The organism is Pseudomonas sp. W5-36 (assembly GCF_046540455.1).
Classification (GTDB): Bacteria; Pseudomonadota; Gammaproteobacteria; order Pseudomonadales; family Pseudomonadaceae; genus Aquipseudomonas; species Aquipseudomonas graminis_B.
Genome location: NZ_JAXCIQ010000008.1, coordinates 118613 through 137827 on the forward strand (window position 1 = coordinate 118613; position 19215 = coordinate 137827).

The 19215-nt window shown below is 61.0% G+C and carries 13 protein-coding genes; 8 read left to right on the forward strand and 5 right to left on the reverse strand.

The genetic code is table 11. The features are described 5' to 3' along the window. Positions 1-9: 9 nt before the first annotated feature. The 3 genes from leuD (at position 10) to asd (ending at position 3059) form a co-directional block, all read left to right on the forward strand. Positions 10-648 (forward strand): 3-isopropylmalate dehydratase small subunit, encoded by a 639-nt coding sequence (gene leuD / locus SLW74_RS15600; protein WP_065986057.1) that lies wholly within the window; start codon positions 10-12, stop codon positions 646-648. Between the two features lie 134 nt (positions 649-782). Beyond that, complete coding sequence (gene leuB / locus SLW74_RS15605; protein ID WP_296308737.1) at positions 783-1865, forward strand: 3-isopropylmalate dehydrogenase; 1083 nt, start codon at positions 783-785, stop codon at positions 1863-1865. An 81-nt stretch (positions 1866-1946) separates the two neighbouring features. Beyond that, a complete protein-coding gene (asd, locus tag SLW74_RS15610; RefSeq protein WP_410929424.1) occupies positions 1947-3059 on the forward strand; it encodes an aspartate-semialdehyde dehydrogenase in 1113 nt (370 codons plus the stop codon). A gap of 347 nt (positions 3060-3406) precedes the next feature. Here asd and SLW74_RS15615 read toward each other — a convergent pair whose 3' ends face one another. Beyond that, a complete protein-coding gene (locus tag SLW74_RS15615; protein ID WP_410929425.1) occupies positions 3407-4546 on the reverse strand; it encodes an acyltransferase family protein in 1140 nt (379 codons plus the stop codon). A gap of 390 nt (positions 4547-4936) precedes the next feature. Here SLW74_RS15615 and SLW74_RS15620 point away from each other — a divergent pair, with 390 nt between their 5' ends. The 4 genes from SLW74_RS15620 (at position 4937) to SLW74_RS15635 (ending at position 9324) form a co-directional block, all read left to right on the forward strand. Beyond that, positions 4937-5953: a 2-dehydro-3-deoxygalactonokinase gene (locus SLW74_RS15620; protein WP_410929426.1), complete on the forward strand. Its 1017-nt coding sequence runs from the start codon at positions 4937-4939 to the stop codon at positions 5951-5953. Position 5954: 1 nt separating this feature from the next. Then, positions 5955-6590, forward strand: coding sequence for a 2-dehydro-3-deoxy-6-phosphogalactonate aldolase (locus SLW74_RS15625; protein WP_065986271.1), 636 nt, complete (start codon positions 5955-5957; stop codon positions 6588-6590). A gap of 54 nt (positions 6591-6644) precedes the next feature. Continuing rightward, entirely contained in the window at positions 6645-7793 is a 1149-nt protein-coding gene (dgoD, locus tag SLW74_RS15630; protein ID WP_410929427.1) for a galactonate dehydratase, read from the forward strand. Positions 7794-8010: 217 nt separating this feature from the next. Further along, the gene (locus tag SLW74_RS15635) at positions 8011-9324 is read left to right on the forward strand and encodes an MFS transporter (protein WP_410929428.1); all 1314 of its coding nucleotides are present in this window, start codon (positions 8011-8013) and stop codon (positions 9322-9324) included. Positions 9325-9592: 268 nt separating this feature from the next. Here SLW74_RS15635 and SLW74_RS15640 read toward each other — a convergent pair whose 3' ends face one another. The 3 genes from SLW74_RS15640 to SLW74_RS15650 form a co-directional block, all read right to left on the reverse strand. After that, complete coding sequence (locus SLW74_RS15640; protein ID WP_410929429.1) at positions 9593-12703, reverse strand: autotransporter domain-containing protein; 3111 nt, start codon at positions 12701-12703, stop codon at positions 9593-9595. A 151-nt stretch (positions 12704-12854) separates the two neighbouring features. Further along, the gene (locus SLW74_RS15645; RefSeq protein ID WP_410929430.1) at positions 12855-15857 is read right to left on the reverse strand and encodes an autotransporter domain-containing protein; all 3003 of its coding nucleotides are present in this window, start codon (positions 15855-15857) and stop codon (positions 12855-12857) included. Between the two features lie 721 nt (positions 15858-16578). Continuing rightward, the gene (locus SLW74_RS15650; protein ID WP_410929431.1) at positions 16579-17250 is read right to left on the reverse strand and encodes a Crp/Fnr family transcriptional regulator; all 672 of its coding nucleotides are present in this window, start codon (positions 17248-17250) and stop codon (positions 16579-16581) included. A gap of 93 nt (positions 17251-17343) precedes the next feature. Between SLW74_RS15650 and SLW74_RS15655 the strand changes: the two genes are divergently transcribed. Further along, positions 17344-18015, forward strand: a complete 672-nt coding sequence (locus SLW74_RS15655; RefSeq protein WP_065986277.1) for a hypothetical protein — start codon at positions 17344-17346, stop codon at positions 18013-18015. A gap of 88 nt (positions 18016-18103) precedes the next feature. On the opposite strand, the gene SLW74_RS15660 is transcribed toward SLW74_RS15655, so the two are convergent. Beyond that, positions 18104-19105, reverse strand: coding sequence for a metallophosphoesterase (locus SLW74_RS15660; RefSeq protein ID WP_410929432.1), 1002 nt, complete (start codon positions 19103-19105; stop codon positions 18104-18106). Positions 19106-19215 lie beyond the last annotated feature (110 nt).

The following is a 19215-nucleotide window of genomic DNA, read 5'->3' on the forward strand; positions in this document are numbered from 1 at the left end:
GAGCCCCGTATGAAGCCTTTTACCCAACACACCGGTCTGGTCGCTCCGCTGGATCGCGCCAACGTCGACACCGATCAGATCATCCCCAAGCAGTTCCTGAAGTCGATCCGCCGGACCGGCTTTGGCCCGAACCTGTTTGACGAGTGGCGCTACCTTGACGTGGGTCAGCCGTATCAGGACAACAGCAAGCGTCCGCTCAACCCGGATTTCGTGCTCAACGCCGAGCGTTACCAGGGCGCGAGCGTCTTGCTGGCCCGGGAAAACTTTGGCTGCGGCTCGAGCCGTGAACACGCCCCATGGGCGCTGGAAGAGTACGGTTTTCGTAGCATCATCGCGCCGAGCTACGCGGACATCTTCTTCAACAACAGCTTCAAGAACGGCCTGCTGCCGATCATCTTGAGCGAAAGCGAAGTCGATGAGCTGTTCAAAGTGGTCGAGGCGACGCCGGGCTACCAGTTGAACGTGGACCTGCAAGCCCAGACCGTGACCCGTGAAGATGGCAAGGTCTACCACTTTGAAATCGACGCCTTCCGCAAGCACTGCCTGCTCAACGGCCTGGACGATATCGGCCTGACCCTGATGGACGGCGAGGCGATTGCCGCGTTCGAGAGCAAGCATCGCGCTTCGCAGCCGTGGTTGTTTCGCTGAGGGGCAGTTATTAGCTTCAAGCTTCAAGCTGACCGCGGTGTGAATGCTGATTCTTGCAGCTCACCGCTTGGAGCTTGCCGCTCCCGAGTCGGCATCGATCACCGGCTCGACACGTATTCTGAAACGAGGGTTTTATGAGCAAGCAGATTCTGATTCTCCCAGGTGATGGCATCGGCCCGGAAATCATGGCCGAGGCGGTCAAGGTGCTGGAACTGGCCAGCGAGAAATATCAGCTGGGTTTCGAACTGAGCCACGACGTTATCGGCGGCGCGGCCATCGACAAACACGGCGTACCACTGGCAGATGAAACCCTCGAGCGCGCTCGCGCCGTTGATGCCGTGCTGCTCGGCGCCGTGGGCGGCCCGAAATGGGACGCCATCGACCGCGACATCCGTCCGGAGCGCGGCCTGCTGAAGATCCGCTCGCAACTGGGCCTGTTCGCCAACCTGCGTCCGGCGATTCTGTATCCGCAACTGGCCGATGCGTCCAGTCTGAAGCCTGAAATCGTCGCCGGCCTGGACATCCTCATCGTCCGTGAGTTGACCGGCGGTATCTACTTCGGCGCCCCGCGTGGCACCCGCGAGCTGGAAAACGGCGAGCGTCAGTCCTACGATACGTTGCCCTACAGCGAAAGCGAGATCCGCCGCATCGCCCGCGTCGGCTTCGACATGGCCCGTGTGCGCGGCAAGAAGCTCTGCTCGGTGGACAAGGCCAATGTGCTTGCGTCCAGCCAGTTGTGGCGTGAAATCGTCGAACAGGTGGCCAAAGATTACCCGGACGTCGAACTCAGCCACATGTACGTCGACAACGCTGCCATGCAGCTGGTCCGCGCACCGAAGCAGTTCGACGTGATCGTCACCGACAACATGTTCGGCGACATCCTCTCCGACGAAGCGTCGATGCTCACCGGTTCCATCGGCATGCTGCCGTCGGCGTCGCTGGATTCGAACAACAAGGGCATGTACGAGCCTTGCCACGGTTCGGCCCCGGACATCGCCGGCAAAGGCGTGGCCAACCCGCTGGCGACAATTCTGTCGGTGTCGATGATGCTGCGTTACAGCTTCAACGAGCACACCGCTGCCGACGCCATCGAGAAAGCCGTGAGCCTGGTGCTGGATCAGGGCCTGCGCACCGGCGATATCTGGTCCGAAGGCAATGCCCGGATCGGTACGCAGGAAATGGGCGACGCCGTAGTCGCCGCGCTGCGCAATCTGTAATATCTCGGGCCCACGACTGTCAGGTTGAGCCCAGTGGCTCTCTGCGGTCGGGGCCCCACTTTTAATTAAGGTGTAGTTGCGATGAAACGTGTAGGTCTGGTCGGTTGGCGCGGGATGGTCGGTTCCGTGCTCATGCAGCGCATGCTGGAAGAGCAGGATTTCGATCTCATTGAGCCGGTTTTTTTCACCACCTCCAACGTCGGCGGCCAAGGCCCGTCGGTGGGCAAGGACGTCGCGCCGCTGAAAGATGCCTACAGCATCGACGAGCTCAAGACCCTGGACGTGGTGCTGACCTGCCAGGGCGGCGACTACACCAACGAAGTCTTTCCCAAGCTGCGCGAAGCGGGCTGGCAGGGTTACTGGATCGACGCGGCGTCGTCCCTGCGCATGCAGGACGATGCGGTGATCATCCTTGATCCGGTCAACCGCAAAGTCATCGACCAGCAGCTGGATGCCGGCACCAAGAATTATATCGGTGGCAATTGCACCGTCAGCCTGATGCTGATGGGCCTGGGCGGGCTGTTCGAGGCCGGTCTGGTGGAGTGGATGAACGTCATGACGTATCAGGCCGCTTCCGGCGCCGGTGCGCAGAACATGCGTGAGTTGATCAAGCAGATGGGTGCGATCAATGCGTCGGTGGTCGATGAGCTGGCGAACCCTGCCAGCGCGATTCTGGACATCGATCGCAAAGTGGCTGACGCGATGCGCGGCGAGGGTTTCCCGACCGAGAATTTCGGGGTGCCGCTGGCGGGCAGTCTGATCCCGTGGATCGACAAGGAGCTGCCGAACGGTCAGAGCCGCGAGGAGTGGAAAGGGCAGGCGGAGACGAACAAGATTCTGGGTCGTTTCAAGAGCCCGATTCCGGTCGATGGTATTTGCGTGCGCATCGGTGCGATGCGTTGCCACAGTCAGGCGCTGACCATCAAGCTGAACAAGGATGTGCCAATCGCTGACATCGAGGGGATGATCAGTCAGCACAATCCCTGGGTGAAGCTGGTGCCGAATAATCGCGAAGCGAGCATTCAGGAGCTGAGCCCGACGTCGGTGACCGGGACGTTGAATATTCCGGTGGGGCGTTTGCGTAAGTTGAATATGGGTTCGCAGTATCTGGGCGCGTTCACCGTGGGCGACCAGTTGTTGTGGGGCGCGGCGGAGCCGTTGCGTCGGATGTTGCGGATTCTGCTGGAACGGTAATCACTGTTCGTAGGGGACTGATTTATTTACATAGCTTCACCGTAAATTAATCTGTCCCCGGATCTGCGGCGTGAGTTAGTACGCCAGGATCAAGCGCGTCTGCCTAAGGGCAGACGTTTCGCCTTCGGCGAGTTACTTGGAAAAGTCGAAAGTCGCACCATCCCCAAGTAACCAAGGGTGCTTGCTCCTGGTTTGGTTCCTCCTTCGTCGGAATCCCCTCACTCCGGTCCCACGGAGCGTCGTCGGAGTGAGGGAACCGCACGAAGTCGGGCCCAACCGAGAGCAAGCACCCTTGGTTACTTGGGGTGCCTTTCCAAGTAACTCGCCGAAGGCGAAACCCGAGGCCGTTAGGCCGACGCCCTTGATCTTGATCCTGATCTCAAGACTGTAGCAAACCGCATACCCGGCACCTCGATGAAGCGATGAGCCAACATCGAAACCACCACAACCGCCACCACCACCAGCAACATCAACAGGTTGTCGTTCAGCGCACTGCCCGTACTCAGATACCGCACCAGCGACCCCGGAATCTCCCCCGGTTTGTCCACCAACAGCGGATAACCGCCGAACTTCGCCGCCACCGTCAATCCCGTCGCGGCGACGAAAATCACCGCCGCATGGGTCAGGTAAATCGACAGCCACAACCGGCCCAGCGCCGGAAACACCCGCACCTGCAACAGCCGCGACACCGCACCAGCCTCCCAGGCGAACACCAGAATCGCCAGGCAAAACAGCAGCGCCAGCTCAATCGTCATCGGGGCTTGGCCGTCCACCATCAGCCAGCCGATAGTCGCCAAAACCCCCACCTCAAGCACGCTGCCCAGCACCACCCCCGGCGCGAAATTCCGCAGCCTCGCGTACAGCCGATACGTCACCGTGCCCGCAAAGAAACAGGCCGCGCCCCACAACACATAGCGCGTCAGCAGGTCGGAATCCGTGAACAACCCGACAAACGCCAACCCCCCCAGCAGCGTGAAAATCGTCCGCGCCATCCCCGGCAGCGCGTAGCAGACCAACCCGAAGATCAGCCACAGGTAAAACGCGACGCTGACCCACCACGACGGGTAGTTGAACGACAGCGCATTGAAGCCCGGCCACCAGGCTTGAATCAGCAAAAGGTTTGGAAGAATTTCCCCTGGCGCGCGGTCACCGCTGAACGCCGGGAAATTCAACAGCAGCCCATAGCGCTCCAGCACCAGTTTCAAACACTCGAAACCGGTAAAGAACACCAGCACCGCGATATGCAGCGGCATGACCCGCCCGGCGCGGGCAATCATGAAGTCGCCCAACTGCCGCGGGGTGTTCAGCGTGCCGACGTAGCGCCGGTAAATCAGAAACCCGCTCAGGGCGAAGAACAGGCCGGCGAACTGACTGGCGTTACGGAAAAACGACAACTCCGTGATGCTTCGCTCGATGTGCGAGTGATGAACAATCAGCGTCAGGGCGCAGAGACCGCGCAGGCTGTCGAGCACGAGGAATCGCTTCATCTTGAGGGTCCTTGTTTCAGATGAGTTAAGCGCGCGGGCACGCGAACAGGCGCCGGCAGGCGTGCAGGGCAGAGAACGTAAGGCTGGGCGAGCAGGAAAGTTACCACCTTCGGCGCTGGGGCTGATGAGTGGCGCAAGCAGTGTGAAAAACAGAAGGTGGCGCACTGCAGGCTGGAGGCGGAAGCTAACACTGGTTTCGTGAAAGTTTTGCCAGCGGGCAGCAGTATGCCCGAACCGCAACCTCATTCGGAACAGGCATTCATCAAGATCTGACCACTCAAGCAGGGCGAATCCCTATATGTGGGATCGATCGTTATATATTGAGATTTGCGGCGCAACCGGTTTATAGTCCGCCCCGCATTCACTCATTAATAACAATCAGGTGAAGCCATGCAGGCGCAATTGATCGCGCTCGATTGGGGGACGACCTCCCTTCGCGCGTATCGACTCGGCGAACACGGCCGGGTACTGGAACAACGTTCGCTCAGCGCGGGCATCATGCAGCTGCCATCGACGCCTCGCTTTATTGGCGGGCAGCAGGTTTCCGACGGATTCGAACTCGCTTTCGACGAAGCCTGCGGCGACTGGCTCGACGCCGAACCGACGCTGCCGGTGATCGCCTGCGGGATGGTCGGCAGTGCTCAGGGCTGGCGCGAGGCGGTCTATCAGCAGACGCCCGCCAGCGTCGCAGCGCTTAGCTCTGCGTTGGTCACGGTGCGCAGCGTGCGCGGCGTCGACGTTCACATCATTCCCGGCATCCTGCAGCGCTCCGAGCTGCCCAATGTGATGCGCGGCGAAGAGACCCAGGTCCTGGGCATTCTTGACTCGCTGCCCGCCAGCGAAACCGCAAAGCCCCTGTTGATCGGCCTGCCCGGCAGCCACTCGAAGTGGGTGAGGGCGGTGGACGGCCGGATTGAGCATTTCGATACCTTCATGACCGGCGAGGTCTACGCCGCGCTGTCCAGCCACACCATTCTTGGCCGCACGATGCAGCGCAGCGACACCTTCGACGCCGAAGCGTTTGACCGAGGCGTGGCGGTGTCGCGGTCGGCCAACGGTGCGGCAGGTCCGCTGTCGACCATCTTCAGTTGCCGCACCCTCGGCTTGACCGGCGTGCTGTCCGGCACCGCTCAATCCGATTACCTCTCTGGCCTGTTGATCGGCCATGAAATCGTCGCGCTGGCGCAGCTGCTGCGCCAGACCGACGCGCACTTGCCCGCCGTGATCCTGATCGGCAGCGACGCCCTGATCGCACGCTATCAGCGCGCCCTCGATGCCAACGGTTTCCCCCAAGTGACCCTGGCCGAGCAGGCCACCGAGCGTGGCCTTTGGCAGGTGGCGGTGCAGGCCGGTCTGATTCAATCCTCCTCTTCGGCCGCTGCCCGGCCCCTTCATGTAGAGAACTGACATGCTCAAGCAAGCCCTCGTGCAAAACGGTCTGGTCGCAATTCTGCGCGGCCTGCGCCCCGAAGAAGCGCCGGCCATCGGTGATGTCCTGTACACCGCCGGTTTCCGCGTCATCGAAGTGCCGCTCAATTCCCCGCAGCCGTACGACAGCATCCGCTTGCTGCGTCAGAGCCTGCCCGCCGATTGCCTGATCGGGGCGGGCACGGTGCTGACGCCGGAGCAAGTGCGCCAGGTCAAGGAAGCCGGCGGCCAGGTCATCGTCATGCCCCACAGCGATCCGAAGGTGCTGCGCGCGGCAAAAGCCGAAGGCCTGTTCCTGTCTCCGGGCGTGGCGACGCCGACCGAAGCCTTCGCCGCGCTGGCCGAAGGCGCCGACGTGCTGAAGATGTTCCCTGCCGAGCAAATGGGCCCGGCGGTGGTCAAGGCCTGGCTGGCGGTGTTGCCGGCCGGCACGGCGCTGATTCCGGTCGGTGGCATCACCCCGGACAACATGAAAGTGTTCCTCGATGCCGGTGTTTCCGGTTTCGGCCTGGGTTCGGGGCTGTTCAAGCCGGGCATGAGCGCCGAGGACGTTGCCAAGAGCGCCAAGGCCTACGTGGACGCCTGGAACCAGCACAAGCCAGCAAACAACCAGTGACCCACCCGCTCGTTGAGCCATCGAGCATGTGTTTTTGAATAAGAGAGACAAGACATGAAAATCACCAAACTCACGACGTACATCGTTCCGCCGCGCTGGTGCTTCCTGAAAGTCGAAACCGACCAGGGCGTCACCGGTTGGGGGGAGCCTGTGGTCGAGGGCCGCGCCCACACCGTGGCTGCAGCGGTTGAGGAACTGTCCGACTATTTGATCGGCAGAGACCCCCGCAACATCGAAGACATCTGGACCGTGCTGTATCGCGGCGGCTTCTACCGGGGCGGCGCCATCCACATGAGCGCGCTGGCGGGCATCGATCAGGCGCTGTGGGACATCAAGGGCAAGGCCCTGGGCGTGTCGGTCAGCGACCTGCTTGGCGGCCAGGTGCGCGACAAGATTCGGGTGTATTCGTGGATCGGCGGCGACCGTCCGGCGGACACCGCACGCGCGGCAAAAGAAGCGGTGGAGCGTGGCTTCACTGCGGTGAAAATGAACGGCACCGAGGAGCTGCAGTTCCTCGACACCTTCGACAAGGTTGATCTGGCCCTGGCCAACGTCGCCGCCGTGCGCGATGCCGTGGGCCCCAACGTCGGCATCGGCGTCGACTTCCACGGTCGTGTGCACAAGCCGATGGCCAAGGTGCTGATGAAAGAGCTGGACCCGTACAAGCTGATGTTCATCGAAGAGCCGGTGCTCAGCGAGAACTACGAAGCGCTGAAGGAACTGGCGCCGTTGACCAGCACGCCGATTGCCCTGGGCGAGCGTTTGTTCTCCCGCTGGGATTTCAAGCGCGTGTTAAGCGAAGGCTATGTCGACATCATCCAGCCGGATGCTTCCCACGCGGGCGGCATCACCGAAACCCGCAAGATCGCCAACATGGCCGAAGCCTATGACGTGGCGCTGGCGCTGCATTGCCCGCTGGGCCCGATCGCGCTGGCGGCGTGCCTGCAACTGGACGCCGTTTGCTACAACGCGTTCATTCAGGAGCAGAGCCTGGGGATTCACTACAACGAAAGCAACGACCTGCTCGACTACATCAAGAACCCCGAAGTCTTCGACTACGACAAGGGCATGGTGAAGATCCCGAACGGGCCGGGCCTGGGCATTGAGATCAACGAAGAGTACGTCAAGGAACGCGCCGCCATCGGCCACCGCTGGCGCAACCCGATCTGGCGCCATGCGGACGGCAGCTTTGCCGAGTGGTGATTGACCTGCGAGTTTGACGTCGATTCGGCGTCAAACCCATTCGCGACTAAGCTCGCGCCCACAGGAACTGCGCATGTCCCTGATATCGAGGGCGCTGACCATCCTGTGGGAGTGACCGGGGTGGCGCTCCACCTTGCTCGCGAAGCTTTTCGCTACTCGTCCACACACGAAACACATAACTCCAGACCTCAGATAACCATAAAAAGAGGCACTTCCCTTGCGCACACAGACCGCAACCCAGGCGCGGGCGACCGCCGCCACGCCGACCCGCAAACGCTTTTTCATCATGGTGCTGCTGTTCATCACCGTGGTGATCAACTACCTCGACCGCAGCAACCTGTCCATCGCCGCGCCCGCACTGACCAGCGAGCTGGGCATCGATCCGGTGCACGTCGGGCTGATCTTTTCCGCGTTCGGCTGGACCTACGCCGCCATGCAACTGCCCGGCGGCTGGCTGGTGGATCGCGTCCCGCCGCGCATCCTTTACACCGTCGCGCTGGCGCTGTGGTCCATCGCGACCATCTTCCTCGGCTTTGTCGGCAGCTTCATCGGCTTGTTCGTCCTGCGCATGGCCGTCGGCGCGCTGGAGGCCCCGGCCTATCCGATCAACAGCCGGGTTGTCACTGCCTGGTTCCCGGAGAAAGAACGCGCCACCGCCGTAGGCTTTTACACCTCCGGCCAATTCGTCGGCCTGGCATTCCTCACCCCTGTGCTCGCGTGGCTGCAGACCCGCTACGGCTGGCACATGGTGTTCGTGGCCACCGGTGGCGTCGGCGTGCTCTGGGCGGCCATCTGGTACATGGTCTATCGCGAACCGCGTGACTTCAAAGGCATCAACCAGGGTGAGATCGACCTGATCAAGGACGGCGGCGGTCTGGTCGACATGCAGACCGATGCCTCGAAACGCAAAAGCGGTTTTAGCTGGCAGGACCTCGGCATCGTGCTGACCAAGCGCAAGCTGTGGGGCATCTACCTGGGCCAGTTCTGCCTGAACTCGACGCTGTGGTTCTTCCTCACCTGGTTCCCGACCTACCTGGTCAAATACCGCGGCATGGACTTCATCAAGTCCGGCCTGCTGGCGTCGCTGCCGTTTCTCGCAGCGTTCGTCGGCGTGCTCTGCTCGGGATTCTTCTCCGACTGGCTGATCCGTCGCGGTCACACCGTGGGCTTCGCGCGCAAAACGCCGATCATCGCCGGCCTGCTGATCTCCACCTCGGTCATCGGCGCCAACTACGTCGACTCGACCCCGCTGGTGATCGCCTTCCTCGCACTGGCGTTTTTCGGCAACGGCCTGGCGTCGATCACCTGGTCGCTGGTCTCGACCCTCGCCCCGGCGCGACTGTTGGGGCTGACCGGCGGCACGTTCAACCTGATCGGCAACCTGGCGGCAATCGCCACCCCGATCGTGATCGGTTTCCTGGCGTCGGGTGATTCCTTTGCGCCGGCGATCACCTACATCGCCGTTCTCGCGTTGCTCGGGGCGTTGTCCTACATCCTGTTGGTGGGCAAGGTGGAACGCATCGAGTTGTGATGGCCGTGTCGATACGGAATGAGGGACGTCAATCACTTGCGCCGTGACCAACGTTTCCTTGAGAGAGGCGTGGAAGCCGGCTATGCCTTGGCATGACCGGGCTTGAGAGGTTGTCTGCATCAACGAGAGCGACCTTTCGAGCCGGTGCTCAGGCGCCCCATTGGATAGCTGCTGAACCGTTTGGAGGGACAAAATCGACCCTCCAAACGGTTTTTAGTATCGGGCGGGAGCACCCAAGCTGGCGCGGGCTTTCAGGCAGCGCTTGAGGTTAGAACGCCCAATTCAGTGACAGCCCTACACCGTGGGTTTTATCCCGGGCGTCCAGCAGGCCGTTGTAATCCAGGTTGATCCGCGCATCCCGGTTCAAGGCAAGGCTGGCGCGGGCGCCTACGACGGCCGCGTCCCGGTCCATGGACACGCTTTGCACGGCAAAGGTATTCACCCCGCTGGCAAAGGCCAGGTGCTGCTCGGCCGAGGTATCGCTCAGGTTATGCTGCCAGCCCAAGGTACCTGAGACGTCCAGCTTCTGAGTATCGGTGAGGTTGAACCGGCTACCGGCACGCATGCCCAGGGTGGATAGCACGGTGTCGCGGGTGTCGTCATTACCCTTGAGCGCGGTAGCGCCTCCCTTCTCCGTAAAGCTGTCGCTGTCGAAATGCACATAGGCCAGGTTGGCGAAGGGCTCCAGCGCCAGAGGCTGCAGGTTCAGGCGATAGGCCGCTTCGGTGAACACCTGAGTCGATTGCGCGTCGCGCTTGACCTTCAGGCGGTCGGTCGAGGTGCCCAGTTGCAGGTCTCGCTTGACGTCGATGCGGTGCCAGCTATGGGATGCACCCGCGGTCAGGCGCAACGGCCCTTCCTCGTGGCCCATGTAGGCACCGAGGTGGTAGCTATTGGCCGAGGCGCGGGAATGGGTGTCGTCACCCATGCCTAACGAGGTGTCGCTGTAACCGACCATGGCGCCCAACCGGGTGTGCTCAGCCACCAGGCCGTCCACACCGGCGAGCAGGCCGCCCAGGGATGAGGTTGAGCTGGCGCTGTCGCTGCTGCCGGCGTTTTTGCCCCAGGCGCCCAGGCCTTTCACCCACAGGTTGTTGTCTTCAACACCCGCCGCAGGCTGGTCATACAGCCCGTCGACGCGCAGGCGATCACCGACGGCATCGCGGACCTGGCGGCTGTCGTTGATCAACTGAGTGGCGATGGCCGGATGCACTTCGCCGGACAACTGGGTGTAGGCACGCCGAGCGGTAGCCGCATCGGGGCTCAACAGCAGCTCTTCGTACACCGCATTACCGGCCCCTAATTGCTCGGCGGCAGCCGCTACGTTGGCCTGATTAGCGGTGTGCGCGGCGCTGGCGAAGCTGTCCGCGTTGCGCTCCAGGGCCAGGGCAACGCCCGTGCCGCTGTAGGCCAGGTTGCCATCCAGAAAGGCGTAGTTATCCAGCACCGACCCGAACTGGCCCTGCACGCCGCCAGCCGCTTGCAGCACGTTGAACTGCCGGCCGATCAGGCTGTTGACCTCGCCTGTGCTGAAGCCGGCGCCGTTTTCCAGCGAGAGGGCCATGGTCGCACCGCTCACCGTCGCCTGCCCGCCGGCGATGATGCGGTCGCTGCCAGTGGGCGACAACTCCACCGCATACACAGCGCCGGGCGCCAGATTAAGGTTCCCCGCCACCTGTAAGGTGCCCACGGAATTGCCCGGCGCTACCGTACCGCCGCGGTTGGCGGCAAGTGACGCGATCCGGCCGTTGCCGCCCAGTATGCCGGTGTCGTTGACGGTCACGGCCGAGGCCAGCGAACCATTGATCGCCAGGCGCCCCTCATTGACCAGGGTTGGGCCGCTGTAGGTGTTGGCGCCGGTCAGCACCAAGGTGCCGATACCTGTCTTGGTCAACCCGCCATGCCCGGCTATGTCATTGCTCCACGTGTCCCGCCCGCATTGCGGCCCGCTGCAGACGCGCTGGGTTGGTTTGCCGGCATCGACCACCGCGCCTACCCCCGGCAGGTTGGCCACGAACTGGCTGTCGCCATAGGCGCCGCTGATACGAAACTCAGCGGGAATATCCGCCTCGGTGACGAACATGCTCGGGCCGTTGACGGCCTTGCCCAGATTGATCATGCCCCAGCCATAGAGCGCGTCCACGCCAGGCGCGCCGAGGTCGGTGGCGGTGGTTTTCAACACGTCGGCCACCTGTGCGCCGGTCATGTAGGGGAAGCGCTCCATCAGTACCGCCATGCTGCCCGCCACATGGGGCGCGGCCATGGAGGTACCGTTTTTGTTGGCCCAGCCCACGGTCAGGTCTTGCAAGCTGGTGCCATTAAGCACGGAGCTGTAGATCCGCGTACCTGGCGCTGACACGCAGAAGCTGGCCGTGTAGCCGCAGCGAGAGGAAAAGGTGCTCAAGGTGTAAGGCGTGGTGCCGGCGGCCGCGGCGTTCGGGTTTTGCTGCAAGGCAGCAACCGTCAGCCAGTTGGGGGCGATCTCTGGCACGAAATACCCGAGCCCGGCCATGGCGTCCGGGTTGTTCAGGTTGTAGTCGTTGCCGGCGGCGAAAATGGTCACCACGCCGCTGCGTGCGGCATCGATGGCGCCCTGGTAAGCGCCCCCTGGGCGGGTACCGAGGATCTGTTGGATCTGATTGAACTGCAGCTGCGCATCCTGCACGGTAAAGTGCGCAAAGGCCGGATCGCGACCGCCCTGGTCAAAGCGGTCGGTAATGCCAATGCCCCAGCTGTTATTGATGATGCGCGCGCCACTGCTGACCAATGCATTCCAGCCCGCCTGGTAAACCGCGCCGTCGTTGCCCAGCACAATGCCGTCTTCCGGGCCAGGGTCGCCGTTGTCGGCGCTGATGATCTGGGCATTGAACGCCACGCCGTGCATGGGCCCGCCGTCTCGGTTGCCGCCCGCGATGCCGCCCACGTGGGTGCCATGGTTACCCAGCCGGCCGTTGGAGTCAGGGGTAGGGGTGCCATCGTAACGAAAGGCGTCGCCGGCCTTTACCGGGATATAGGGGTCGGTGTACTCGCGAATGCCACTGGTGACCAGGTTGATCACTTTATCCGGGCTGGCGAATTCCGGGTGCGGTGCGTACACCGGCTGATCGAAAATTCCCAGCTTCACGCCCTTCCCGGTGTAGCCGGCGGCGTAGGCCTGGTCGGCGTTGATCGCGCCCAGCCCCCATTGGGCCGTGAACTCCGGGCTGCGCCAACTGGCGACATTCCCGGCCTGGCCGGCTTCTACGTAAGGCGCAGCCTGGGCTGCACCGAGGGTGGCCAGGTAGCAGGCCAGAGCGCCGCAAGAAACGCGATTGGCTTGCCGAATAGCGTGCCGAATGGAGCTGACAGCAAGCTGTCGAGTGGTGGATGGCTTTTTCATAAATACAACTGTCCTTAGTTAGCGCACACAAAACCCCGCGCGAATGCCGTCTTGGTATCCGCGTCGTTCTTTTTCCAACAATGGGTAGGTTGAAACATTCAGCTTCAGGAAAGCGGCGGGCGAAGGCCTGGCTCGCCCTGCCGCTTTGCGTTTAGAACTGCCAGTTAAGGCTCAAGCCAATGCCGTGGCTTTTTTCACGGCTGGCCAGTTGGCCGTTGTAGTCCAGGCTAACGCTGGCCTCACGACTCAGCGCCATGCGGGCATGGGCACTCACCAGGGCCGCATCACGCACCAAGGGCGAGCTTTCGATACCAAAGCGACTGCCACCTGCCGCAAAGGCCATGTGCTGCTCTGAATCGGTATCGCTCAGGTTGTGCTGCCAGCCCAGGCTGCCGGAGAGGTCGAGCTTCTGATGATCATTGATTGCGACGGTTTTAAGCGCCCGTACGCCCAGCGTACCGAGCACGGCTTCACGGGTGTCGCTGCCGGAGGTAAGCGCTGCGGCATCTCCCTTCTCGCTGAAGCGATCAGTGCCAAGGTGCACATAGGCCAGGTTGGCGAAGGGCTCAAGCACTGCGGGCTGCAACTGAATACGGTACGCCGCTTCGGTGAACACCTGTGCGGTTTGCGCATCGTGCTTGGTTTTCTCCCGCCCGCTGGCGTCGCCGACCTGTACATCGCGCTTGCCATCGATCCGGTGCCAGCTGTAGGCACCGCCGAGGGTCAGGCGCCAGGCGCCGATCTCATGACCCAGGTAGGCGCCCAGATGGTAGCTGTCTACCGATGCACGGGAATGGGTGCCCGAGCCCATGTTGACCGAGCTGTCGCTGTAGCCGCCTACCAGGCCAAGGCGCGTGTCGTCACCTACGTCGCCGTCGACACCCGCCAGCACGCCGCTAATCGATGAGGTATAGCCAGCCGTATCGCTACGGGAATCCGTTTTGCCCCAAGCACCCAAGGCCTTGAACCACACATTGTCTTGCGCTGCCGTATTGGCATCGGCACCGAACACGCTGGCGCCCAGGCGCTCGCCAACGGCATCACGCACATAGCGGCTGTCGTTGATCAACTGGGTAGCGACTGCCGGGTAGATCTCGCCCGACAGCTGCTGGAAACTCTCCCGGGCCGAGGCGGCACTTGGCGCGAGCAGCAGGTTTTCATACACCGCGTTGCCCGCCCCCAATTGCTCGGCGGCCGAGGCCACGGCTGCCTGGTTAGGGGTTTGCGCCACGCTGTCGAATGCCGCCGTGCGCTCGATATTCAGGGCAACCCCGTTAGCGGCGTAGTCCAGCCGGCCGCCGAGGAAAGCGTAATTGGAGGTGACCGCAGCGAACTGCCCGTTCACACCGTTGGCGGCTTGCAACACGTTGTACTGGCGGCCAACCAGGGTTTGGCCAGGCGTGGCATTCAAGGCCAGCGGCGTTGGGTCCAGGGCCAGGGTCATGTTGGCCCCCGACACCGTGGCACTGCCGGTGGCCACAAGGCGGTCACTGGCCGTGGGCGAAAGCTCTACCGCGTAGGTTGAGCCTGGTGCGAAGGTTACGTCACCGTTCACCTGCAAGGTGCCGATGGAGTTACCGGGCGCAACCTGCCCGCCGCTCAACGCGGTGAGGTTACCGACCTGGCCATTGCCGCCCAAGGTGCCCCCCGCATTGACCTGCACAGCGGACGCCAGAGAGCCATTGACCGACAGCACACCCCCGTTGACCTGGGTATCGCCGCGATAGGTATTGTTGCCTTCAAGAATCAACCGGCCCGCGCCGGACTTGATCAGGCTGCCTTGGTACTGGCGCTGAGCCGCTGCCGCAGCACGGGCGGTGCCCACGGCGTAATCGGTCTGGTCCTGTTGGCTGGCGGTGCTGGCCACGCCGTTCTGCCAACCTCTGCTCACCAGAGTTTGCTGCCAGGCGGCCTGTTCGGCAGTGTCCTCGGCCTGACGCTGGATCAACGCCTGATCAGAAATATTGTTACTCCAGACATCGGTTTGGCCGGCGCCCAGGGTGGCATTGAAGGTGCCCAGCAACTGGCCCGGGCCGCGCATGGCCCGCTCCAGGTTGGCTACACCCCAGCCCACAGCGCCATTGGGCGCCTGGGTGACCGAACCATCGAGCTGGGTCGCGGTGGTGAGCAGCACCTGCAAGGCCTGCTCGTTGTTCATGTAAGGGTAGCGCTCCATCACCAGCGCCAATGCGCCCGTGGCATGGGGCGCGGCCATGGACGTACCGGACTTGAGCGCATAGCCGCCGCCAGGCACGGTGCTGTTGATCAGCCTCCCAGGCGTGGTGATGCACCAATATTTGGCAATGCCGCACTGGTTGTAGCGCTGGGCATTGGCGCTATCCAGGCCAGACACCGCCAGCCAGTGGCCTTCCAGGTCCGGCTCGAAATACGGCAGCGCAGACCGCACACTGGCGTTGGCATAGCCAGTATTGCCAGCACTGAAGACGTTGATCACGCCCTTGCGCGAGACGTTAGCCGCTTCATCCAGCCAGGTGCCCCGGTTGTAATGCTGGGCATAGGCAGCCTGTACGCCTTTCAACGTCGCGTAGGTCACATCCGGCGGCTGGCTACCCCAACTGTTGTTAATCGCCCGCACACCGGCATCGGCCAGCGCGCCATAGGCCGCCTTGAAGTACTGCGGATCCGGGCTCGGGCCAAACAGGAAGCTGTCGCTCTGGTTGGTGTTGGCCACATAGATTTGCGCGTTGTACGCCACGCCATGCATGCCGACGCCATCACGGGCCGCGCCCATGGTCCCGGTCACGTGCGTGCCGTGGGTGTCGTTATTGGGGTTGATGGCACCCGTGATGCTAAAGGGCGAACCATCTACATAGGTGCCGTTGGCGGTTACCGCATGGTAGCGGGATGGGCTGGCTTCGGGATGAGAGGGGTCGAAACCTGAGTCCATCGCGCCGATTTTTACGCCGGCGCCGGTGATACCGGCGGCATAAGCCTGGTCCGCCTGGATACGGCCCAATCCCCAGTCGCTCTTGAATTCTTCCGAGCGCCAACTGGCCGCGTCGCCTAACTTCCCCTGTTCTGCATAGTCGGCATAAGCCGAGCAGCCAAAGGTAAAAGACAACGCGCAAAGTGCGGTAGTGGTTGCGGGTTTAACGGAATAACGGACAGCATTGGACGGCTTGAACCTTCGCATCCCTGCACACCTTTTTTATTTGTTAGCTCCCTAGTGAGCGCCGTAAGAAAATAGTCCGCTGCGCAGGGGATGGCAACTTATTTGTTTCAGATTTGATACAAAGCCTTTGGCAAGATACCACGCGGGTAATAAGGGATAAGGCGCTGTGATGAGGCATCTAGACGGAGAGGGCACAACTAAGGTGCAATCCGGGATGGTGGCATTTTAGTTTCACTGTAGAGAAAGTAACGCATCTTTAGTAGGTTCAGCGCAGGGGCTTGGCGACCTCCGCAGTCGCATGTCTACGCGGGATGATTAATACAAAGGTATTCAAGTAATAGATGGCGGGAACTTCAGCTGAGCCACTACTTAGCCACGACGCAAGGGAGACTTGTGGCTCAAGGTACTTCGGGCTTACCCCGCGCCACCTCTGTATCTACAGAAATGGTCTTTAAGTGCAAGAGTGGCAAAGATTCCGCTGGCGCAATGATCACGTTCGCGCAATTTAAAGGAGTGCTGGTCACGGCGAATGATACTTCGTATGCAACCAGCGAACACACCGCAAGCGAATGGCATATACACCCTGGATTATCGGGGAGCGCCCCATTGTCTTGCTGACAGAGCAATCACAGGACACGCCACAATGTTTAACGAGTTGTGGCGTGCAAGGTCAGCCATCGATGATCCATCACCTGTTCCAAGTCATCAGTCCTGCCCCCGCTTGTGGTTGGGATCCTGATACTTACTCGCCGCCTGCTGTCTCTTTGAGTTTTTGTAGATCGAGAATTGTGATAGCGCTGTATCGAACAATCAATAAGCCTTGCGCCTCCCAAATTTTCAGCTGGCGGTTGATGCTCTGACGAGAAACACCAAGCTGTTGCGCAATTTTTTCCTGGCTTACTTTCAGGCAGTGGCCGCCGTCGACATCTGAACGTTTGATCAATGAAGCGAGTCGACTAGCCAACCTCACGGGCAGGGGATCGAGGAATGCGCTTCCGGCCCAATCGAGCGCCATTCGAAATCTGCCACAGACCAGGCGAGTTATGGCCAGTAGAACATCTGGTCGAGCCTGGATGATCTGCCAGAACGCGCTTGCAGGAAGAACGGCAATAGTCGCCTGGGAGGCAGCGCGGACGTCATACGCTCGCGGCAAGCCATCTAGAAGTGGTACTTCGCCAAACCAATCTCCAGACACCAATTGAGTAAGAAAGAGTTGGCGTCCATTAGCGCCCTGGCTATGGACGCCCAACGTGCCATGAAGCACGCGAAACATTCCCAATGGCTCAGAGCCCTGAGGGAACACTGCCTCAGATTTCACCAACGTCCTGACCCGCGAGGCCTTGAGCAAAATTGCGTCCACCTCCGGTGGCAGGTGGAAGGATGGAAATGTGACTTGGCCAGATAATTCCGACATTGCTAAAACCCGACAATCTTGTTTTGAAGGCTCGGATAGTATCGGAAGCATCTAGCCTGTAGAGGACAGGCATACCAGAATCAGGAACACAGAATGTACGTAGGTCACTTCGCGATCGGCCTCGCAATCAAGGCCCGCTATCCCAAGATCCCTGCGATGCCCATCCTGATGGGCGTTGGCTTCCTGGATCTGCTGGATGGCATCTTCATCATCCTCGGCTTTAACACTGTCACCCCCAATTTAAAAAGCGGGCCTTACCTGTTCTTTGATTTGACCTTTATCGATTGGGATCACTCGCTGCTTGCCGCTGTAGTCTGGTCCGTAGTGTGGGGGCTGCTTTTCGTAAAGCATCGATCCGTAGCAATCGTGGCAGCAGCGGCAGCTTTCTCTCACTTCATCGCTGATTGGCCTATGCATAACAGCGATCTGGCACTGTATCCCCATTCGGTTGAACATTACGGTTATGGTCTGTGGGGAAGACTGGGAACTGTTGCCTGGATTCTTGAAGGGGCTTTCTCTGCCGTGCTGGCGGGCTATGCATGGCAACAAAGCGCGCGACGCGGTGTGAGCTTGATGTGGCCTTGCGCAGTGCTGGTTGTCTTGTTCTTGCAGCTATCCCCAGTCGCTTCGCCTATGAGGCTTGTTGCGACTCTCGACGAACCTCTCTCGCACATACTTCACGGGGTTTTGGTCTCGTTAGGCTTTCTGGTTCCAGGGCTGTTGCTGTCATGGCTCCTGAATAGAAGTGAGCGATTGCACGAGTGAACATCAACAATCCCGTCAGACGTAAGCATGCAGCATCTGCCTTGAATGATTAAACCGGCCGTCATCTATGGGCCAGCAGCTCTCGCGTCTAGCAGAACAGCCTGTTCAGTAATCCTTCAATGGGGGTTCCTTCGTATCCAGACCGTAACTCTTCGAGCTTCAGGACCCTACGCTCCCCGCCAAGCAGGCTGAGCCCGTGGAGCTCATTCAAGAGCTTCTGAGACGCTTCGACCTCAGGCTGCAGTGCAAGCCAGACAGTATTCGCCCGAGCCGCCAAATCTTCAGCCTTACGACTCAGGCGTTGGGATTCGATGAGCGTGCTCGCACTCAACATGCTGTTGAGTTCTGCCTGCGTGCGCTCTAGATCGTTAAGCAACTCCGTGAAAACTTCAGCTTGGTCAAGCGCCACGGAAAGACCGTCGACATAGAGGGTGTCGTCCTGCACGCAGTAAATCCCCAACGGCCCGTCACCGCCTCCGGTGCAATCCAGCGCGAGCACGTTCCCGAGGCGTAACGGCTCTGGAATCCACGTGTGACCCGTGCAAACACGCCAAACGCCGGCGACGCCTTGACGGTAATGCTTTTTGATCCGCTCTCGCCCCCAGAGGGCTATTTCTTCGACTTGCGCGTTGTCGATATCGTTGACGAACCCCTGCCAGGACAAGCCTCTCGGTACATCCCCATGTACAACGCCCACGACCCCACGGGGTGATTCGATCTCGATGAGGGTAGGGAGGGTCTCAAGCTTGACGATGATCATCTCTTTCGACTCATCGGCGACGGTTGCCCACCAACCAGCCCCATGAGAGACATAACGAGCGTCCGGGTTTTCACGGTAAGCCCGAATCAGCATCTGTTCATGGTTACCCATTACGGTGAAAAACCACGGCTCGCCCAAAAGCTTGAGCCCGTCGAGCACGCCCGGGCCGCGATCAATGAGGTCGCCGACGCCGATGACTCGGTCAGTCTGGCTGTCAAAGCCGAGTTTGCGCAGGCCTTTGTACAAGTCGGTGGTTTTGAAGTGAATGTCACCAACGACAAAGTCACGGCCATGGTGATTTTGCGAAAGTCTCAGAACTTTTTGCCTCATGCCTGCGGAATCCTTGGTCATCGAAACGGCTTAATTATCTGCCCTCAGACGCGTGCTACCAAGGTGAATCTTGGGGAGAATGCGGTGGTCTTCGAGCGTGCGTACGGCGC

Excerpts from the sequence above, each read along its gene's own strand:
- SLW74_RS15640 (WP_410929429.1), bottom strand. The coding sequence starts at position 12,703 with ATGAAAAAGCCATCCACCACTCGACAGCTTGCTGTCAGCTCCATTCGG.
- leuB (WP_296308737.1), top strand. The coding sequence starts at position 783 with ATGAGCAAGCAGATTCTGATTCTCCCAGGTGATGGCATCGGCCCGGAA.
- SLW74_RS15650 (WP_410929431.1), bottom strand. The coding sequence starts at position 17,250 with ATGTCGGAATTATCTGGCCAAGTCACATTTCCATCCTTCCACCTGCCA.
- SLW74_RS15625 (WP_065986271.1), top strand. The coding sequence starts at position 5,955 with ATGCTCAAGCAAGCCCTCGTGCAAAACGGTCTGGTCGCAATTCTGCGC.
- SLW74_RS15615 (WP_410929425.1), bottom strand. The coding sequence starts at position 4,546 with ATGAAGCGATTCCTCGTGCTCGACAGCCTGCGCGGTCTCTGCGCCCTG.
- asd (WP_410929424.1), top strand. The coding sequence starts at position 1,947 with ATGAAACGTGTAGGTCTGGTCGGTTGGCGCGGGATGGTCGGTTCCGTG.
- SLW74_RS15645 (WP_410929430.1), bottom strand. The coding sequence starts at position 15,857 with ATGCGAAGGTTCAAGCCGTCCAATGCTGTCCGTTATTCCGTTAAACCC.
- leuD (WP_065986057.1), top strand. The coding sequence starts at position 10 with ATGAAGCCTTTTACCCAACACACCGGTCTGGTCGCTCCGCTGGATCGC.
- dgoD (WP_410929427.1), top strand. The coding sequence starts at position 6,645 with ATGAAAATCACCAAACTCACGACGTACATCGTTCCGCCGCGCTGGTGC.
- SLW74_RS15655 (WP_065986277.1), top strand. The coding sequence starts at position 17,344 with ATGTACGTAGGTCACTTCGCGATCGGCCTCGCAATCAAGGCCCGCTAT.
- SLW74_RS15660 (WP_410929432.1), bottom strand. The coding sequence starts at position 19,105 with ATGAGGCAAAAAGTTCTGAGACTTTCGCAAAATCACCATGGCCGTGAC.
- SLW74_RS15620 (WP_410929426.1), top strand. The coding sequence starts at position 4,937 with ATGCAGGCGCAATTGATCGCGCTCGATTGGGGGACGACCTCCCTTCGC.